The following is a 17,458-nucleotide window of genomic DNA, read 5'->3' on the forward strand; positions in this document are numbered from 1 at the left end:
CCTGCTGGCGACTGGAAGCTGGCCGCTTGTGTTACGCCCCGTACTTCTGCAACTTCAGCGCGTTCGCCATCAAGAGCGGCATGAGGTCGGTGCCGCGCCTCAGCCCCAGGCTCCCCCTCTGCGCCTCCTCCTCGGTGTAGCGCGCGGCGAGGTCCTTGCGGCCGTAGTCGCTGTGGATCAGGAGGGGGACCGGGTGCCAGGAGTGGCTCCTCAGCTTGCTCGGCGTGGAGTGGTCACCCACGACGCAGATCACGTCGGGCTTCAGGGCCAGCAGGTCCGGGAGCAGCTCGTCGAACAGCTCGATCTTGTGGACCTTCTCGGCGAAGTCGCCGTCCTCGCCGGTCGAGTCGGTCTTCTTGACGTGCCAGTAGAAGAAGTCGTACTTGGCCCAGTTCTCGGTCAGGGCGGCGACCTTGCCCTCCAGCGCGTCCTCCTCGCCCTCGACAGGCAGGATGTCCATGCCGACGAGGCTGGCGAGGCCCCGGTACATCGGGTAGGAGGCGATGCACGCCGCGCGCAGGCCGTAGATGTTGGCGAAACTGGGGAAGTGCGGCACGTCGCTGTAGCCCCGGAAAAGGACCCCGTTGACCTGCGGCTCGCCTTGCAAGACCGCCTCGGCACGCTGGACAAAGGCGTTCACGAGGTCGGCGGTGGGGGCGCTCGTCGTGTCCGCGGCGACGGCGAGCATGGGCTGGACGCCCGTCACCTGGGGGTCCACGTCGCTGATGTTCGCGCCGAGCCCCTGCCCCGCCTCGTCGAGCCCGCGCGAGCGGAAGACGACCACGAAGCGGTGCTCGCTCTCGGTGTAGACCTCGACCGGGGTGCCGTTGATCTCGGGGATGGCCTCGCGGAGTTTTGCCACGATCTCGGCGTTCTTCTCGTTGGAGGGGCGCCCGGCGCGGCGGTCCTCGATCACCCGGTTGGCGCCCAGCGTGGCGAAGTTGCCGCGCACGGCCACGTCCCCGGCATTCAGCCTCACGCCGATGCCGACCGCCGAGAGCGCCCCGCGCCCCACCACGTACTTCAGGGGATCGTACCCGAAGAGGCTGAGATGCCCCGGGCCGCTCCCCGGCGTGATGCCCGCGCCCACGAGTTCGACGAGCCCGAGCTGCGCCTGCGCCGCCAGCGCGTCGAGGTTGGGCGTCCGCGCGGAGGCGAGTTCGCTCTCGCCGTTCACCGTGAGGGGCAGCCCGCCCACCCCGTCGAGCACGACCATCAGGATCTTGCTGTCGGTCTTCTTGGCGAGGGGACGGATCGTGTCGATCAGGTCGCTCATGGCGTCCAGTCTACGCCCGGGTCCGCGCACGCCCCCCAAAAAACAGCCGGTCCCCCGTCCTGAACGACAGGGGAGGCCGGCGCAGGCGCAGAGAATAAGGCTTTCAGCCCTGCTTGAGCTGTTCGTCGGTCTCGAGGAGGTCCACGCCCTCTCGGTGGGCCTCGGCCTCGGCCTGCGCCTCGGACATGGCAGGCTTGCGGGTGGCGAGGAAGGTGCCGATCACCGCGATGGCGGCCATCACCGTCCAGAAGAGGGTCTGCGGCAGGTGGAAGGTGGGTACCGCCGGGAAGACCTCGTGGGCGGCCTCCAGCGTCTCGATGCCGAGCTTGACGGCGATCCAGCCCACCAGCGCGTAGGCCACGTTGTCCATCGCCGGGTAGCGGTTGAGCACCTTGAGGAAGATCGTCGCCGCGAAGCGCATCAGGATCAGGCCGATGATGCCGCCGATCACCACGATGGTCAGGCCCTGCTGGGGCGGCATGTCGCGCGGGATCAGCGCCACCCCCGCCAGGATCGAGTCCACGCTGAAGGCCAGGTCGGTCAGGTTGAGCAGCACGACGGTCGCCCAGAAGCCCCGGCCCCTGGTGCCGCCCACGCCCCCGGCGTCCCCGTGGCCCTTTTTGACGAAGTGGCTGAGGGCGAGGTAGGCGAGGTACAGGGCCCCGAAGGCGCGCAGCCACCAGTATTCCAGCACGTACGAGGCGAGCAGCACGCCCAGGATGCGCAGCACGACCGCGCCGCCGATGCCGTAGGCGAGCGCCTTGCGCTGGAGGTCGGTGGCGAGGTGGCGCACCATCACCGCCAGAACGAGGGCGTTGTCCGCCGAGAGCAGGCCCTCCAGCAGGACGAGGGTGCCGAGGATCGCCCAGGTCTCGGCGTTGAGGGGGGGCATTTCGAGTCCGAACATAATCAGGGCAGTCTACCCGCCCGCCCCGGCCGGGATGGGGCGCACGGAACACACGGAATGCAAAGCGGCCCTCAGCGCAGAATCTGCCCCGCCCCGTCGAGCGCCGGGTAGGGCTCGCCCCGCTCGCGGAGGCCGGGGGCGAGGTCGGGGTAGGCCCACTCGAAGGCGAGGCGGCCCAGCTCCTCCGGAGAAAGCTGCGGCGCGTCGTACATCCCCGCCACGAGGCGCTGGCGCTGGGCCTCGAAGAGGATGGTGGCGGCGGCGACCGAGACGTTGAGGCTCTGCACCATGCCGAACATGGGGATGACGATGTTCGCGTCGGCGAGCCCCGCCGCCTCGTCGGACACCCCCCACTTCTCGGCCCCGAGGAGCACGCAGGTCGGGCGGGTGTAGTCGGGCTCGCGGTAGTCGAGGCTGCGCTGCGAGAGGTGGGTGGCGAGGACCTGCACGCCCTGCGCCTGCAACTCGCGCACGGCGCTCACGGCGTCCGCGTGCTTGCGGACCGCCACCCACTTGTGGGCGCTGCCGCTCGTGGCGTCGAAGGTGGGCAGGGCCCCGCCCTTCGGGGGGACGGCGTGGGCGGTGAGCACCCCCACCGCGTCGCAGGTGCGCAGGATGGCGCTGAAGTTGTGAGGCTTGTGCACCTCGTCCATCAGCACGCCCAGGGTGGGCTGGCGTCTGCTCAGGACGCGGCGAATCTTCTCGTACCGCTCGGGGGTCATCAGGGGGCAGGGTAGCGCAGGGATGGGAAGGCACAGACGACGGCAGCCTCAATCCTGCCGGGGCGGGGCCTCAGCATCCGTCAGGTTGCGCGTGCTAGCACTACCCCTATGAGGCTCGCCCTGCTCCTCCTCGCCGCCCTACTGCTTTGCCCCGCCCTCGCCGCCCCGGGCGCGGGGGACGTGGAGCGGGCCACCACGCGCGTCGCTCAGGCCCTCGACGGGGTGTTGCGCAACTGCCCGGCGAGCTTCGCCCGCATCGGCACCCCCGACAAGAAGTGCGTGGGGGCGGGCGGCACCGTCGAGGGCGTGCGGGTGCGGCTCGGCTCGGCCCTGGGCGCCGACCTCTACGGCGTGTGGCGCAGCCGCGACGAGCAGCGCAGCGTCTACAACTGGCTGCGGACGCCCGGCGGCTACGTCTACGTGCGCGTCCAGCCCGACCCCGACGGCCGCGCGCAGACCCTGGTGTATCTCGACCTGCCCCCCAACAGCGGGGCCGACACGGGCAACGGGAATGCGGGCTCGGTGACGCCATCTCTCGCCCCCCAGGCGGGCGTGAGCGTGCAGCGTCCTCCCCCGGCCGCCCCCACCACCCCGGCGAGGCCCGCGTCCCAGGTGACCCCCCAGCCCACCACGCCCGCCGCCCCGGCCCGCACCCCCCCGCCGCCGCAGGCGTCCGCCCCGGCCAGCTCCGCCGGGACCCTCGCGCCCGTGCCCTTCCGGCGGACGCTGCAACTGCAAGCCCAGCGGCAAAACGGCGCGGATGTCGCGGCCGTGCAAAACCGCCTGATCGCCCTCACGCGCCCCAGCGGCGGCGGTCGCGGCGACGGCTGGTACGGCCCGGTCACCGCCGCCACCGTGCGCGCCTTCCAGGGCTCCAACGGGCTGCCCGTCACGGGCCGGGTGGACGGGGCGACCTGGAACCTCCTTTTCAGCGAGGCCGCCCGGACCTTTCCTGCGAGCGCGATCCGCTAGAACCCATCCGGCCGGAGAAGGCCCCAGCCCAGGACGACCGGGTGGGGCTTTTTCCTGCGGCCTGCGCCTCACCCTCCGCGGGCCTCTCCGGAAACCCTGGGAACGCGGGTCAGCAGGGGGTACCCTGGGGGCATGGAAAAACTCCGGGGCCGGATCGTGGTGGGGGACGTGAGACACGAGCAGCAGCACTTCATCGTCATCGCGGGCAGCGTGACGGGGGAGGATCTCGCGGCCCTGCGCCGCGCCGCCGCCGGGGACGGGCAGGTGCTCCTGAACACCGAGTATGGCCCCTGGCCCTTCCGCATCACGCAGGCGGACCCGGCGGCGGGCTCCTTCCACCTGACCAGCCTGCCGCCGGGCGCTGTTCGCTAGCCTCCTGAAAGAGCGACGGGCCCCGACAGCTTCGTCGGGGCCCGTGTGCTCACGCTGTTCCTCACTCCTGCCGGGTTTCGGTGGGCAGATCGGGGCCCTGCGCGTCGTCGCCCTTGACGTGCCCGAACACAAAGTCGTCGGAGGGTTCGGCCCCGGCGACCTCTCGGGCCCCGCGACCGGGACGTGCGTTCAGTTCGGCCATCTCCTGCTGGCTCAGGTCGCTGGCGTCGGCGGCGGGCACATCCCCGACGTCCGCGTGCTGCTTTTGCTCGTTCGGTCCATCGCCCGTCATGTTGACCTCCGGGAGGGGTGACTGCGCTCAGCCCTTGCCGTTGCCCTTGCTGTCGCCGCTGCCTTTCCCGCCCCCTCCGGCGCCGCTCTGGCTGCCGTTGCGCCGCCCGTCGCCGCTTTTCTCGTCGGCGCTTCCCTTGTTGGCGCCCGGGTTGCGGCTGTGGTCGCGGTCGCCCTGGTTGTAGTTGTCCTTGTGGCTCATGTCGGCATGGTGCGCCGCCGCGACGTGCGGCGGGTGAGCGGGGCCTCAAGGTTCGGAACGAGAGGGGACGAGGAACCGAAGCGGCTCCCGACCGTTACCCTGACCGGGGAGGTGCGGCATGGAGAACGAGACGACCACGCGGGGCCGCCAGCCCGGAGGAAGGATGAGGGGGCTCTTGCTCCCGGCGCTGCTGGCGTCCTGTGCGCCCCGGTATCAGCCCCCGGTGACCTACGTGGCCTCGCAGGCGCAGGTGCTGGCGACGGTCGCCCAGACCGTGGCGGCGGACCGGCGGGCGCCGGGAGGCTGGAACATCGTGGAGCGCGACGAGGGCTACCTGAAGGCGGAGGCCCGCGACCCCCGGGTGGTCCCGTCGGGCCCGAACGCGGGCGTTCCGGAGGGGATGACCGTCATGGTGGCGGTGGCCGGGGACAGCACCCTCGCCACGGTGGCGATCAGCACCAGCCCGGCGGCGGCCTACATGCGGCAAAAGCTCACGGCGGCCCTGGACGCGAGGTTCAAACGGCAGTGACACCCCGGCCCACACCGGAGGCGCTTGTCAGCACAAGAGGCGCGGCAGGGCGTGGTCCGAACAACCACCGTCCTGCCGCCTCTGCTCTGGTGCACTCGACTGGAATCGAACCAGTGGCCTAGGGCTTAGGAGTCCCCCGCTCTATCCGACTGAGCTACGAGTGCGTAGCAGCCGGGAGTATAGCAGGGAGGAAACGGTCAGGAACCTCCGGCCACGGGGCGCGGGACATCCCTCCCCTCACTGGCTCGTGATCGGCGTCGGCACGTGCAGCTCGTAGCGTTGCAGGCCCTGGCTTTCCAGGCTGCGGCGGTAGGTGTCGCTCCCCAGCGGCAGGTAGACGAAGTGCTCCGCGCGGCCCCAGCCCTGGCCCAGTTGCCAGCGCTGGAGCATCTTCGGCTCGGCGGTGGTGAAGGAGACGTTCACCGCCCCGGCGGCGTAGACCACCCGGTCGTGGGTCATCAGGTCGAGGGCCTCGCCGGGGTCGCGGGTGCCGCTGCTGTTGCGGTCCTGCCACATCAGCCAGCGCAGAAACAGGACGCGGGTGCCCGGGGCGCTGACCTGCACGCCCTCGGCGCCCGCAGGCAGCAGGCTCTCCACCGGCTGCGCGAGACTCACGGGCCCCTGCCAGGAGGCCGGATTCACGTTCACCGCCGTGCTCGTGGCCCCCGCCGTGACCGCCTGCTGGAACACGCTCTCGCCCGACTCGGTGAGCAGGTTGAGGTAGACGGTCCCCCCGATGGGGGCGGCAGGGTGCCGGACCTCCACTCCGGAAGGCAGCGGCGGGCGGCCCCCGGTCGAGGACGACGAACTCCCGCAGGCGGTCAGGGCGGCCGCGAGCAGGGCAAGCAGGGGCAGGCCCATCATCCTCGAACGCTTCACTTCCGGCCTCCGGTCAGCCCCTGGCTGGTGAAGTAGTCGGTCGGCTCGTGCATCCGCAGGGTCAGCGCCTCGTCGGCCTGCGGGACGCTGTTCATGGTCACGAGGTAGCGGTCCGGCGTGGCCGAGGGTTGCAGGACGAGGTGGCGCACCAGCGACCACCCGGCGGTGCGCGTGCCCGTCTCGGTGCTGCGGCCGTCCGGGCTCACGAAGCGGTAGCTGAAAGCCTCCGAGGCGAAGCTGTAGAGGTCGTGGGTGTTGTACAGCTCCTCCTCCGCCGTGGGCCTGCCGTCGCGGTTCGCGTCCCGGAAGACGAGGAAGTACACGTTGCAGGTCCTGGCGGTGTTCGGCGTGACCGTGACCTCCCGCTTGTCCGCCGCCTCGCCCGTCAGGAAGGGCGTGGTGCAGCGGGGATCGGCGGCGAGCGTCTTGAGCGTGTCGCCCCACAGGGAGAGGGTCGCCGTGCCGGGGCCCGTCAGGTAGCCCTGGCCCACCACGTTGACCGAATCGCCGAGATAGGCGACAGCGGCGACCTTCACGTCCGCCGTGTCGTTCAGCGCCGGGAACTGGAAGTTGAGCTGCGTCGGCGGCAGGTAAGGGGTCGGGTCGGGGCAGGCGGTCAGCAGGGAGACGCCCAACCCGCTGACCACCAGCAGGGTGAGGGTTTGTTTTCGCGCAATCTTCATGGCCCCCTCACCGTACGCGATGAAGGGGCCACCTGTGGGCGAATGTGCGGCGCTCAGCGGTTCACGATATGGATGGCCTGCTTGTGCACCGCCTCGGCGGCCTCCAGCACGCTCTCGCCGAGGGTGGGGTGGGCGTGGATCGTCAGGGCCACGTCGGTGGCGGTCGCCCCCATCTCCAGCGCGAGGCTCGCCTCCCCCAGCATGTCGCTGCCGTGCGCGGCGACGATATGGACGCCGAGCAGCAGGTCGGTGTCGTGGTCCACGACCATCTTCACGAAGCCGTCGGTCTGCTGGAGGGTCATCGCGCGGCCCGAGGCGCTGAGGGGGAAGACGCCGGTGCGGACGTTGTAGCCCTTGTCGCGGGCCTCCCCCTCGGTCAGACCCACCCAGGCGAGTTCAGGGCTGGTGTACACGACGCCGGGGATGGCGACCGCATCCTGCGCGGCGGGCCTCCCGGCGATCACCTCGGCGGCCACCACCCCCTCCTTCATCGCCTTGTGGGCGAGCATGGGGTTTCCGGCCACGTCCCCGATGGCGAAGATGTGGGGCACGTTCGTGCGCTGCTGCTCGTCGGCGGGGATGAAGCCGCGTTCGTTCTGCGCCACGCCCGTGACCTCCAGGTTCAGGCCGTCGAGGCGCGGGCGGCGGCCCACGGCGACGAGCACGCGGTCGAAGACCTCGGTGCGCTTCTCCCCCGTCTTCACGTTCTCGATCTCGACGTGAACGCCGTCGTCCTTCTTGACCGCGGAGTTCGCCTTCGTCTCGGTCTCGAACTCGATGCCCTGTTTCTTCATCGACTTGCCGAACTCGCGCACCGCGTCGGCGTCCGCGCCGGGGATGATCGTCGGCAGGAACTCGATGATCTTCACCTTCGAGCCGAGGTTGTTGTAGATGTGCGAGAACTCGAAGGAGATCACGCCGCCGCCCACGCACAGCATCCGGGCGGGGATGGGATCGGGCACGTTGAGCGCCCCCGTCGAGTCCACGATGGACTGCTGGTCCACGTCCAGGCCGCGAATCTTGGCGGGCTCGCTCCCGGTGGCGATGATGACGTTCGCCGCCGTGTAGGTCTTGTCCCCCACCTTGACGGTGTGGGGGTCCACGAAGCTCGCCTGGCCGACGAGGTGGGTCACCTTGTTCGCGCGGAAGAGACCCGCCACGCCACCCGTGAGCTTCTTGACGATGCCGTCCTTCCAGCCGTTGAGCTTCGCCACGTCGAGCTTCTGCTCGCCGAAGGTCAGGCCGAAGTCGGAGGCGTGGCGGGCGGCGGCAACCTGCTCGCCCGCGTGGAGCAGCGCCTTGGTGGGAATGCAGCCGATGTTCAGGCACACGCCGCCCACCGCCTCGCGCTCGGCGCACGCCGCCCGCAGGCCGAGCTGGGCCGCCCGGATCGCCGCGTGATAGCCGCCGGGACCCGCGCCGATCACGAGCACGTCAAAGTCATAAGCATTTGTCATGCGGGCAGTCTAAAGCGAGTGCGGGAGGGCGCCAGTAACATCCGTCGAAAGTCGTGAAGGGTTCATTGACGACTGGAAGTGGTGAGTGCGGCGCCGGGCTCCTCCAGGAAGTCCGTCACCACGCGGTTGAGCGCCCACCACCCCTGCGGCGTCGCGCACAGCCGTTCGCCCTCCAGCATGAGCAGGCCCCGCCGCACGTTGGCCGCGATAGGTTCGGCGTAGGCCCCACGCACGTCCACCCCCGAGCGGCCCGACAACTCGGCGAGGTCCACCCCGTCCCGCAGCCGCAGGCCCATGAAGAGGGCGTCGGTGACGAACTCGGCGGCGTCCACGTCCTGCACCTCGGGCCGCTCGCCCGCCAGCCAGTCGTGGAGATGGGGATTGGTCCAGCGGCGGGAGAGGAAGCCGTTCCCACTGGCCGGGTAATGCCCCGCCGCGCCCGGTCCCAGCCCCAGGTAGAGGCGGTTGTGCCAGTAGGCGAGGTTGTGCCGCGACTCCTCGCCGGGGCGCGCGTAGTTGCTGACCTCGTAGCGGGTGAAGCCGAGGGCGCCCAGCAGGGCCTCGGTGCGCTCGAAGCCCTCGCGCTCGTCGTCCTCCTCGACGGTCACGCCCCGCCGGGCGAACTCGGTGCCGGGCTCGACCGTCAGGGTGTAGGCGCTCACGTGCCCGACGCCGAGGTCCACCAGGCCGCGAATGTCCGACTCCAGAGGCTGACCCGGCACGGCGGTGATCAGGTCGCCGCTGACCCGGAAGTCCGCGCCGATCAGCGTGGTCACGGCCTCGCGCGCCTGCTGGGCGTCGTGCTGGCGGCCCAGGAACTTCAACGTCGCGTCGTCGAGGCTCTGCACGCCGACGGAGGCGCGACCGAAGCCGAGGGCCCGCCAGTGGGCCGCGCGCTCGGGGGACACGGTGCCGGGGTTCACCTCCAGCGTGTTCTCGGTCCGGCCCCAGCCCAGGTGACGCCGGACGCTGCCGACGAGAGCCGCCAGCTCCGCGTCCCGCAGGAAGCTCGGGGTGCCGCCCCCCAGGTACACCGTGTCGAGGTCCACCGCGTACCCCTGCGCCAGCCGGGCCGCCTCCGCCTCGATGCCCTCCAGATACCGCTCGACCAGCCCGGCCCGCCGCGTCAGGACGTGGAAGTCGCAGTACGGGCAGATGGTCGGGCAGAAGGGCACGTGCACGTAGAGGTGGCGCACGGTGGAGTCGGGGTGGGGGGCCGTCACGCGGGAAGTGTAGGGGGAGGCCGGGCGGGGCGTGCGGTACGCGGTCGCTTTTGGCCCTACCGACCGTGCGGCGTGGCGTCCATCCAGGCTTCGAGGGCGGCGCGCACCCCGTCCGGCGTGGTGACGACGACGGGCACGCCCGCCTCGGAGACGGCGCTCGCGGCCTCGTTCTCGCCCGACTCGCCCGCGAGGGGTAGGTCGCCCTGCCACGCCGGGTACTCGCCCCCCTCGCGGTAGGGGGTGCCGTCCAGGTCGTCCACCACCCGCTCCGGCACGGTCACGGCGGGGCCGGAACCCAAGGCGAGCGGCGCGACGACGAGGACCCCGCGTGGCTCCAGTTCGCGCAGGGCGGCGAGAAGGGGGGTCAGGCCGTCGTGGACGAGGAGGTCGGCGCGGCCCTTGCCGTCGAGGGAGGTGAGCTGGTCGGGCACCCCGGCGGCGAGGTCCGGTGGGGCGGCGACCAGCCAGCGGTGCCCCCCGGCGCGTCCCTCGAAGGTCGCGTGGGCCGAGCCGTAGATGTCCGTCCAGGTGCCCGTGTGCCTCATCGCGCTCAGGATAGCGGGGTGGGGTGGAATACTGCCCGACATGACGGGCGACCCTCACCCCCTGGAGGCCCTCCGAGCGCAGGCCGCCGTGACCCCACCCGCACAGGTGCGCGCCGAGCTGGAGGAGGGGACCGCCGTGTACCGGGCTCTCCTGGCCGCCGACGGCTGGGGAGCCGGGGCCGAGGACACCCTGCGGCGCGTGATCGGCATGGAGCGCAAGATGGGCATGGAGATGCGGATCGGCCTGGGCGAGCGCGCGGCGGACCTGCCCCACCGCCTCACCGCGCCGCTCGCGGAGATGGGCCTGCCGGAACTGCTGGAGGAGGCCCGCGCCACCCGCACCCGGACGCTCGACCTGCTGGACCGCGTGCTCGCCGCCCCGGACCATCTGCGGGTCTGGACCTTCGGGGAGGAGGTCGAGCCCGCCGTCTACCTCCTGGCGCTGCGGGGGCGGCTGGAGCGGCTGGCCGCGCTGGTCGAGGCCGCACGGCTGGCGGCGCCGGGACCGACCTGACCGTGCCCGCAATGCCGGGGAGGGGCAACAAAAAAGCGCCCTCTCCGGACGCTGATAGTCAAAAAATAGCGTGGGATGCAGGGGGTGTCAACCCTATGCACCCAGTGTCGGCGTGAGGGCGGGGGGCAGGCGCAGCGGCAGGGTGGGGGCGAACCATACCCGCCCGCTGCCCCGGTAGACCTGCACGTAACCCTCGCCCGTCCGCCCGCTGCCGAGCAGGCCGCGCGCGCTCTTCTCGACGCTGAAGGTCAGGCCGCCCGTGTACGCCACGACGAGGTTGCCGTCCACCTTGAGGGTCTCGTCCCGGAGGTCGAGAACCTGAAACTCGTCCGGGTGGACGGGGCTTTGCAGGGCGAAGACACCCGTGCCCGAGAGCTTGGGCTGCACCCGCCCCTCCCCGCTGCCGAGGGCGGCGCTCAGGCCCCGGTTGACGTGCCGCCCCACCGTCACGTCCCCCACGCAGGCGACGAAGGCGCCGTCGTCCACGATCACTTCCTCGCCGCGCAGCTCGCCGAGGAGGAGGTGCAGCCGCGTGGGCTCGGTGTGGATCACGCCCGCGCCCCGGTAAACGGTCTTGTACAGGCCCTCGCCGGTCGCCGCCGCCGTGACCGCCCCGCGCAGCAGGCCGCCCAGCCCGCCTCCGCCGCCCGCCACGCTCGCGCTCAGCTCGATCTCGCCGCGCAGGGACTGGAGGGCGCCGGGTTCGAGGACCGCCGTGCCTCCTCCCAGGTGCAGGGTGAGCTGCCGCCAGGGCGCGGGGCGGGTCACGGGTTGGAGGTAGCCCTCCAGCGGGGCCTCGGCGGGGTGGGCGGTGTGCTCGACAACCTCCAGGCGGGCGCCCTCGCCGCCGATCTCGCGCACCGTGCGGGCCTTCCAGATAAATTCCATGCCAGGGAGTACGCGCCGGGTGGGCTCCAGGTTCCGGGGGCGGACCGGGAGGCGCAAAGAAGGTGGCGCCGCGCCGGGTTGCCGCGCTTTCCCTGCGGTGACTTCACTTCGCGTCACCCTGGAGAGATTGACCGTGCCAGCGGTGCTGCCGAGAGCGGGCAAAACCTCCTGACATCGTGTGCGAGACCCTTCGCCCGCGCTCAGGGCGACCGTTTTTCTTCCAGCCAAGGTCCTAACGCCGGGCGCGGCCGTACACCAGGACGCGGGTGAGGGCCTCCAGCGGTCCGGTGCCGAAGCGGCGTAGCACCCACGCGCTCAGCGGCACCTGCGCGAGGCCGACCGCGAGGGCGAGGAGCACGGCGGCGGCGGCTCCCCAGCGCCCGTACCCCCCGCCCGCGTAGGGGTAGAACACGGTCGTCATGATCAGGCTCTGGGCGATGTAGTTGGTCATGGCGAGCCGTCCGCTCGCCGCGAAGGCTTTCAGCGGCCCCAGGCTCCCCCGCGCGGCGAGCAGCCCCAGCACCCCGGCGTACCCCAGCGCCGAGGCGAGGCCGCCGCCCATGCGGACGGGGATGGCGAGCAGCCCGGCGGTCTGGGTGCCCCCGGTGTTGAGCCACGCGAGGAGCACGCCCAGCGGCAGGCCGATCATCAGGCCGTAGGTGGCGAGGCGGCGCAGCAGCGGCAGGTGGTCTTGCGGGCGGGTGAGCACTCCCGCGCGCCCGGCGGCGGCCCCCAGGCAGAAGAGCGCCACGAGCCACAGGCCGTTGTACACGCTGCCCCCGATCAGGTTGGACTGGAACTCCGCCGCGCGGTCGGCCACGACCTGCCCGTAGGTCATGCCGGGCGTGAGGTCGGGCAGCCCGTCGAACCGGGGGCGCACCGGGCCCGCGAGGCTGCCGACGCCCGCCAGCAGCCCCAGCAGCAGCCACCAGCCCCCCAGCGCCCCCGCGAGGGTGACGAGTTCGCGGGCCGTCATGCGCGCGCCCAGCAGCAGCGCCACTGCCAGCAGCGCGTAGTTGGAGATGATGTCCCCGTGCCACACGAACACGAAGTGCGCCGTGCCGATCACGAGCAGCACCGCCAGCCGCCGCAGCAGCGTCCCGGCCCCGTGCCGCGCGAGCAGCCCCGCCGTCCCCCACCCGAACAGCATGGCGAAGAGGCTGATCGCCCGCCCGTTCACGAGCACGTCGGTCAGCACCTGCACCACCCCGTCCACGCCCCGCTGCTGCCACTCGCGGAAGCCCGCGAAGGTCTGCACGTTCACGATCAAGATGCCCAGCAGCGCGAGCCCCCGCAGCACGTCGGGCAGGGCCGCGCGTTCCCCCACCCCCACCGGGCGCGGCGGGCCGGTCTCGGGGGCAGGGGCCTGATCCGGCGGGGAAACGAGGCTCATGGGCGCAGGCTAGCGCGCGGGAGCGTCCCAGGGACGGGGCAAGAAAAAACCGCCCCTCGGGCGGTGATGGAAAGAAGAGAGCGTCCTATACACGGAGCGTCAAGCTATGCAGCCGAGTTTCCCCCGGCCCGGGGTCTGCCCGGGAGCCGCCCACGCCTCAGCTCACCTGCACGCAACCCCTCAGGGCGAGTCGGCCGCTGCGGACCTCCTTCATGGAGGCGACCCCGCCGGTGCTGACCCAGGCGAAGCCGCCGCCCTGGTACAGCACGCCCCCCACCCCGTCGGCCTGATTCAGAATCCGAGTCTGACCGGCGAACTGCACCCGGGCCCGGTTCGGCAGCAGGGTCACCTGCACGCGCACGCCGCCCTGGCAGCGAAAGGTCGCCCGCCCGAGCACCTGTTCCCCGCCCGCCGTGGTGGGGGCGGCGGGCCCACCGTCGGCGAGGGCGGTTCCACCCACCCCGAGCAGAACCGACGAACACAGACCGACACGCAGGGCCGCGGCAGGGGAAGTCATGGGCCGAGTATTTCACATCGGGCGGGGGGACGCGCCGCCCCCCTCGCGGTCAGTTGACGCGCACGCAGCCGCTGACGGGCTGGGCCCCGCTGCGGGTGTTCTGCATGGAGGCGACCTTGCCGTCGTTGACCCAGGCGAAGCCGCCGCTGCGGTAACGCACCCCGTTCACCCCGTCGGCGAGGTCGAGGGTCCGGGTCTGCCCCGCGAACTCGATCCGGGCCCGGTTCGGCATCCGGGTCACCTGCACGCGCACGCCCCCCTGACAGCGGAAGACGACCCGCTCGATCACCCGGTCCTGGCCCGCCGGGGCAGAGGCCGTGGTGAGGCCGGGCGCACCGTCGGCGAACGCCGTGCCGCCCGCCGGGAGCAGCGCCGTCAGGCAGAGGCCGACCCGCAAAACCACAGTGAAGGGGTTCACGTGCCGAGTATTTCACACCGCTCTCCCAGGGTGGAGGCGCCCACGGTTTCTGTCCGACCCACCGGGCCGGGCGCACCGGGTACGCTGACGACGTGACCCCCCCGGTGCCCGACTCCCTCGCCCGCCTCGCCCGTGCGGAGGCAGCGGGGCAGGGGCGTTACCGCGAGTTCGGGGGGGTGGAGCGCTTCGGCCCGCTCGTCGCCGCGCACGCCGGGCCTGACCTGCCCGTCAACGCCGCCTGGCACGACGGAGGCGCGGGGCTCACGGAGCCGGACCTGAACGCCTTCGAGACCTTCAGCGCGGCGCGCGGGGAGCGGGCCACCCTGCACGTCCTGTCGCACGCCGCGCCGCCCCTGCTGCCCCTCCTCCGGGCGCGCGGGTACGCGCTCGACCATGTGCTGCACGCCTACACCCACGACCTGACGCACCTGCCCCCGCCCCCCGACCTGGACGTCCGCGAGGAGCCCGACCCGGACGCCTGGGCGGACCTCGCCGCGCGGGGCTTCGGGGCGGGCAGCGAGGGAGTCATGCGGGTGAACGCCCGCCTGACGGGCACGCGCCGCCTCGTCGCGGGGGTGGAGGGGGTGCCCGCCGGGGTGGCGGCCCTGAGCCTGCAAGGAGGAATCGCCGCGTTCTACAGCGCCGCGACCCTGCCGGGGTGGCGGGGCCGGGGGGTCCAGACGGCCCTCCTCGCCGCGCGGCTGCATCTCGCCGCCCGCATGGGAGCCGACCTCGCCAGCGTGTTCGTCACGCCGGAAAGCGGCAGCGAGCGCAACGTGCGCCGCGCCGGGTTCGCGCTGGCGGGTGCGCGGCTGACCTTCACGCGGGAGTGAATGTGGGGGACCGAGGTGCGCCGTCAACCGCGCCGCGTACCCGGCTCGCCGCTGGGCGGGCATCACCGCACCGTGGGTCAGGGACAGGTCGTCGCCCGCCCAGCGTGGAAAGACGTGGACGTGATAATGCCACACGTCCTGATTTCCGGTGGGTTCGTTGTGCTGCCGCAAGCTCACACCCTCGCAGCCGTACGCGGCCTTCATGGCGAGGGCCACCCGGCGCGACAGGGCGTGAATCCGCGCGCCGAGGTCGTCCGGGAGGGTGGAGAGGTTCTCGTGATGAGCGGTGGGAATGACCAGGACGTGCCCCGGCGTGCCCGGCCACTGCTTCGCCGCGATCAGGGCGATGACCTGGGCGTCCCGGTATACCACGTCGCTCTCGCGGCTCCAGACGTGCCCATTCACCACCCCCGCCGCGAGGAGGCAGAAGGGGCAGACGTAGCCGGACGGGGCGTGGGTCACCCTCTCGCCGTCCGCACCGCGTCCCGCACCGCCGCGCACACCGCCTCCTGCACGAGGGCGCCGAGGAGCATGGGATCGGCGGGGGGCAGGGTGCAGGCGCTCAGGACGAAAGCGCTGTCCCCGTCCCAGAAGGTGTGGCTGGGGTGGATCACCCGGCCCAGCGCGGTCTGCGCGGCGTCGGCGAGGCGGCGGGCCTCGTTCTTGGTGAGCGTGTGCTCGGTGGCGACGGCGACGAGGGTGGTGCTCTCCACGTCGCCCGGCGTGACGGTGCCGCCCCCGAAGGCCGCCGCCCCCGGCCCCACACCCGGCCCGGCCAGCACGCCGCCGCGCTCGTCGAGCACGTCCCCGATGGGGTTGACGACCGCCAGCGCCCCGACCCGGACGCCGTGGCGCTCCACGAAGACGCTGCCCAGGCCGCCCGGCACGGTGAAGTCCTGCCCCAGGTACTTGCCCGCCGTGGCGCCCGTGCCCGCGCCCACCCGTCCGCGCCCGACCGGGGCGTCCGACGCCGACCGGGCCGCCGCCTCGCCCTCGCGCTCGCCGGGGCGGGCCCGGGGGTCCCCCACCCCGAGGTCGTAGACCACCGCCGCCGGGACGAGGGGCACGCGCGCCCAGGGCGTCTCGTGTCCGACCCCGCGTTCTTCGAGCACCCGCACCACGCCGCTCGCCGCCGCGAGACCGAAGGCACTCCCGCCCGTCAGCAGCAGGGCGTGGACCCGCTCGACCTTCTTCTCGGGCGAGAGCAGCACCCCCTCGCGCGTGCCCGGACTTGGCCCGAGAAAACTCGCGGAGGCGACCGCGCCCCCGTCGGGGCAGAGGATCACCGTGCAGCCCGTCTGGCCCACGGAGTCGGTCCAGTGGCCCACGCGAAAGCCGGGCACGGCGGTGAGGGTGGAATTGGGCAGGGTCATTCCCGTATTGCAGCACGCCGGGCACATGGCCGAGGAGACGACGCAACGACGGCGCCCCGGGGACTCCCCCAGGGCGCTTCTGCTGATCGCTGAGAGCGAACCGCTTCTAAGGCGTCTTCAGCGCGTACCCGATGCCGCGCACCGTGCGGATGATCCCGTACCCGTCGAGGTCGCGCAGCTTGGCGCGCATGTTCGCCATGTGCACGTCCACCACGTTGGAGTTGCTGGGCAGCTCGCCGTTCCAGACCTCGCGCTCGATCTCGGCGCGCGAATACACGCGGCCCGGCTGGCGGGCCAGGAAGGTCAGGAGGTCGAACTCCTTGGGTGAGAGACGGACCTCGTGGCCGTTGTAGTGGCACAGCCGCTTTTGCGGGTGGATTTCGAGGGCGCCGATGGAGATCACCTCGCCGTGTTGCTGGTGGCGAAGCTGCACCTTGACCCGGGCGACGAGTTCCTCCGGGTGGAAGGGCTTGGTCATGTAGTCGTCGGCGCCCGCCTCCAGGAGGTTGACCTTGCGGTCCACGGCGTCCATCGCGGTCAGGATGATGATGGGCACACTGCTCGTCTTGCGCAGGCGGCGGGCGATCTCGGCGCCGTCGAAGTCGGGCAGGCCGAGGTCGAGGATGACGAGTTCGGGGCTGTTCTCGCGGGCGCTCGTCAGACCCGTCACCCCGTCGGGGGCGGTCAGCACCTTGTACCCGGCCTGCTCCAGCTCGTACTGGACGACGCGGGTGATATCGGGATTGTCTTCGATCAGCAGGATACGTTGGTCCATGAGGTATGCCTTTTTCTCCCGGCGATAAGCCTGTTTCCCGCCATCGTAGGGGCCGGAGAGAGGGAGGCGGGAACTGCCCCGGTTTATGCTCCCTTAACACCGCCGCCGAAAAAGGCCCGTCAGCACGTCACTTTTCTGTTCTGTGCACCGTTTTCCGCCCGGAGGAGGCCTTCTCCCCGAGCCCCGGCCCTTGCGAGCTGGCTACGCTGCCCCCATGCGTTCTATCGGCGAGGTGCGAGCGGCGGCGGCGGCCCTTCCCCACTCGCGGGAGACCTTCCCCTTCGGTGAAACGACTCTGGTGTTCAAGGTGGGCGGACCGGACGGCAAGATGTACGCGCTGACCGACATCCTGGCCGACCCGGCGAGCCTGTCCGTGAAGGTCACGCCGGAACGGGGCGAGGACTTGCGCGCCGAGTACGCCGCCATTGCCCCCGGGTATCACCTCAACAAGCGCCACTGGGTGACGGTCACGCTCGACGGCACGGTGCCGGACACGCTGCTGCGGGAACTGCTGGCGGGCAGCCACGCGCTCGTCGTGCGCGGCATGACGCGGGCCGAGCGGGCGGAACTGGGGCTGGGGTGAGAGGGGTGTCGTTGGGGACGGCGACCTGTCCTTTTCCCAGGGCGCACCGCAAAGGAAAGAAGCCGGAGCATCGGCCCCAGCTTTCTCCATTCCTGTTTTCGAGGGG

General features: G+C 71.8%; 22 protein-coding genes, 1 tRNA gene and 1 pseudogene. 6 read left to right on the forward strand and 18 right to left on the reverse strand.

Going from position 1 to position 17,458, the window contains the following annotated elements; genetic code table 11:
* Positions 1-31: 31 nt before the first annotated feature.
* The 3 genes from IC605_RS20160 to trmH all read right to left on the reverse strand — a co-directional run bounded on the left by IC605_RS20160 (position 32) and on the right by trmH (position 2,905).
* Positions 32-1,276 (reverse strand): 2,3-bisphosphoglycerate-independent phosphoglycerate mutase, encoded by a 1,245-nt coding sequence (locus IC605_RS20160; protein ID WP_216328333.1) that lies wholly within the window; start codon positions 1,274-1,276, stop codon positions 32-34.
* Between the two features lie 103 nt (positions 1,277-1,379).
* A complete protein-coding gene (locus IC605_RS20165; RefSeq protein WP_216328335.1) occupies positions 1,380-2,183 on the reverse strand; it encodes a TerC family protein in 804 nt (267 codons plus the stop codon).
* Positions 2,184-2,254: 71 nt separating this feature from the next.
* Positions 2,255-2,905 carry a tRNA (guanosine(18)-2'-O)-methyltransferase TrmH gene (trmH, locus tag IC605_RS20170; RefSeq protein WP_216328337.1) on the reverse strand — a complete coding sequence of 217 codons (651 nt, stop codon included), beginning with the start codon at positions 2,903-2,905 and terminating at the stop codon, positions 2,255-2,257.
* A 108-nt stretch (positions 2,906-3,013) separates the two neighbouring features.
* Between trmH and IC605_RS20175 the strand changes: the two genes are divergently transcribed.
* Both IC605_RS20175 and IC605_RS20180 read left to right on the forward strand, forming a co-directional pair.
* Positions 3,014-3,877 carry a peptidoglycan-binding domain-containing protein gene (locus IC605_RS20175; protein WP_216328339.1) on the forward strand — a complete coding sequence of 288 codons (864 nt, stop codon included), beginning with the start codon at positions 3,014-3,016 and terminating at the stop codon, positions 3,875-3,877.
* Between the two features lie 132 nt (positions 3,878-4,009).
* Positions 4,010-4,249: a hypothetical protein gene (locus IC605_RS20180; protein WP_216328341.1), complete on the forward strand. Its 240-nt coding sequence runs from the start codon at positions 4,010-4,012 to the stop codon at positions 4,247-4,249.
* A gap of 61 nt (positions 4,250-4,310) precedes the next feature.
* Here the strand turns inward: IC605_RS20180 and IC605_RS20185 are convergent, their stop codons facing one another.
* Together IC605_RS20185 and IC605_RS20190 are read right to left on the reverse strand one after the other, a co-directional pair.
* Entirely contained in the window at positions 4,311-4,541 is a 231-nt protein-coding gene (locus tag IC605_RS20185) for a hypothetical protein (RefSeq protein ID WP_216328343.1), read from the reverse strand.
* Between the two features lie 27 nt (positions 4,542-4,568).
* Positions 4,569-4,742 (reverse strand): hypothetical protein, encoded by a 174-nt coding sequence (locus IC605_RS20190; RefSeq protein WP_216328345.1) that lies wholly within the window; start codon positions 4,740-4,742, stop codon positions 4,569-4,571.
* Between the two features lie 163 nt (positions 4,743-4,905).
* On the opposite strand from IC605_RS20190, the gene IC605_RS20195 reads away from it, so the two are divergent.
* Positions 4,906-5,271 (forward strand): DUF1499 domain-containing protein, encoded by a 366-nt coding sequence (locus tag IC605_RS20195; RefSeq protein ID WP_216328347.1) that lies wholly within the window; start codon positions 4,906-4,908, stop codon positions 5,269-5,271.
* Positions 5,272-5,358: 87 nt separating this feature from the next.
* Here the strand turns inward: IC605_RS20195 and IC605_RS20200 are convergent.
* From IC605_RS20200 to IC605_RS20225, 6 genes are all read right to left on the reverse strand, one after another.
* Positions 5,359-5,435, reverse strand: a tRNA-Arg gene (locus tag IC605_RS20200).
* 73 nt (positions 5,436-5,508) lie between these two features.
* Complete coding sequence (locus IC605_RS20205) at positions 5,509-6,150, reverse strand: hypothetical protein (protein ID WP_216328349.1); 642 nt, start codon at positions 6,148-6,150, stop codon at positions 5,509-5,511.
* Complete coding sequence (locus IC605_RS20210; RefSeq protein ID WP_216328352.1) at positions 6,147-6,833, reverse strand: hypothetical protein; 687 nt, start codon at positions 6,831-6,833, stop codon at positions 6,147-6,149. Before IC605_RS20210 ends, IC605_RS20205 begins: the two co-directional genes overlap by 4 nt.
* Before the next feature lie 53 nt (positions 6,834-6,886).
* Positions 6,887-8,290, reverse strand: coding sequence for a dihydrolipoyl dehydrogenase (gene lpdA, locus IC605_RS20215; protein WP_216328354.1), 1,404 nt, complete (start codon positions 8,288-8,290; stop codon positions 6,887-6,889).
* Between the two features lie 62 nt (positions 8,291-8,352).
* Positions 8,353-9,513: a radical SAM family heme chaperone HemW gene (gene hemW, locus IC605_RS20220; RefSeq protein WP_343216677.1), complete on the reverse strand. Its 1,161-nt coding sequence runs from the start codon at positions 9,511-9,513 to the stop codon at positions 8,353-8,355.
* Positions 9,514-9,569: 56 nt separating this feature from the next.
* On the reverse strand, positions 9,570-10,058 hold the full coding sequence (locus tag IC605_RS20225; protein WP_216328356.1) for a hypothetical protein: 489 nt from the start codon (positions 10,056-10,058) through the stop codon (positions 9,570-9,572).
* A 40-nt stretch (positions 10,059-10,098) separates the two neighbouring features.
* On the opposite strand from IC605_RS20225, the gene IC605_RS20230 reads away from it, so the two are divergent.
* Complete coding sequence (locus tag IC605_RS20230) at positions 10,099-10,572, forward strand: hypothetical protein (protein ID WP_216328358.1); 474 nt, start codon at positions 10,099-10,101, stop codon at positions 10,570-10,572.
* A 93-nt stretch (positions 10,573-10,665) separates the two neighbouring features.
* Here the strand turns inward: IC605_RS20230 and IC605_RS20235 are convergent, their stop codons facing one another.
* From IC605_RS20235 to IC605_RS25280, 4 genes are all read right to left on the reverse strand, one after another.
* Positions 10,666-11,460, reverse strand: a complete 795-nt coding sequence (locus IC605_RS20235; RefSeq protein ID WP_216328360.1) for an AIM24 family protein — start codon at positions 11,458-11,460, stop codon at positions 10,666-10,668.
* A gap of 232 nt (positions 11,461-11,692) precedes the next feature.
* Positions 11,693-12,853, reverse strand: coding sequence for a DUF418 domain-containing protein (locus tag IC605_RS20240; RefSeq protein WP_216328362.1), 1,161 nt, complete (start codon positions 12,851-12,853; stop codon positions 11,693-11,695).
* Positions 12,854-13,010: 157 nt separating this feature from the next.
* Complete coding sequence (locus tag IC605_RS20245) at positions 13,011-13,370, reverse strand: MliC family protein (protein WP_216328364.1); 360 nt, start codon at positions 13,368-13,370, stop codon at positions 13,011-13,013.
* A gap of 49 nt (positions 13,371-13,419) precedes the next feature.
* Positions 13,420-13,788, reverse strand: a complete 369-nt coding sequence (locus tag IC605_RS25280; protein ID WP_216328366.1) for an MliC family protein — start codon at positions 13,786-13,788, stop codon at positions 13,420-13,422.
* 92 nt (positions 13,789-13,880) lie between these two features.
* Here IC605_RS25280 and IC605_RS20255 point away from each other — a divergent pair, with 92 nt between their 5' ends.
* Positions 13,881-14,621: a GNAT family N-acetyltransferase gene (locus tag IC605_RS20255; protein ID WP_216328369.1), complete on the forward strand. Its 741-nt coding sequence runs from the start codon at positions 13,881-13,883 to the stop codon at positions 14,619-14,621.
* Positions 14,622-14,735: 114 nt separating this feature from the next.
* Here the strand turns inward: IC605_RS20255 and IC605_RS20260 are convergent.
* The 3 genes and pseudogenes from IC605_RS20260 to IC605_RS20270 all read right to left on the reverse strand — a co-directional run.
* Positions 14,736-15,122: pseudogene (locus IC605_RS20260) on the reverse strand (HIT family protein); the annotation flags it as partial.
* Positions 15,080-15,994 (reverse strand): P1 family peptidase, encoded by a 915-nt coding sequence (locus IC605_RS20265; protein WP_216328370.1) that lies wholly within the window; start codon positions 15,992-15,994, stop codon positions 15,080-15,082. The gene IC605_RS20265 and the pseudogene IC605_RS20260, both read right to left, overlap by 43 nt.
* Before the next feature lie 106 nt (positions 15,995-16,100).
* Complete coding sequence (locus IC605_RS20270) at positions 16,101-16,769, reverse strand: response regulator transcription factor (RefSeq protein ID WP_102127617.1); 669 nt, start codon at positions 16,767-16,769, stop codon at positions 16,101-16,103.
* A gap of 214 nt (positions 16,770-16,983) precedes the next feature.
* On the opposite strand from IC605_RS20270, the gene IC605_RS20275 reads away from it, so the two are divergent.
* Positions 16,984-17,352 (forward strand): MmcQ/YjbR family DNA-binding protein, encoded by a 369-nt coding sequence (locus IC605_RS20275; RefSeq protein ID WP_216328372.1) that lies wholly within the window; start codon positions 16,984-16,986, stop codon positions 17,350-17,352.
* Positions 17,353-17,458 lie beyond the last annotated feature (106 nt).

It is taken from the genome of Deinococcus aestuarii (assembly GCF_018863415.1).
Classification (GTDB): domain Bacteria; phylum Deinococcota; class Deinococci; order Deinococcales; family Deinococcaceae; genus Deinococcus; species Deinococcus aestuarii.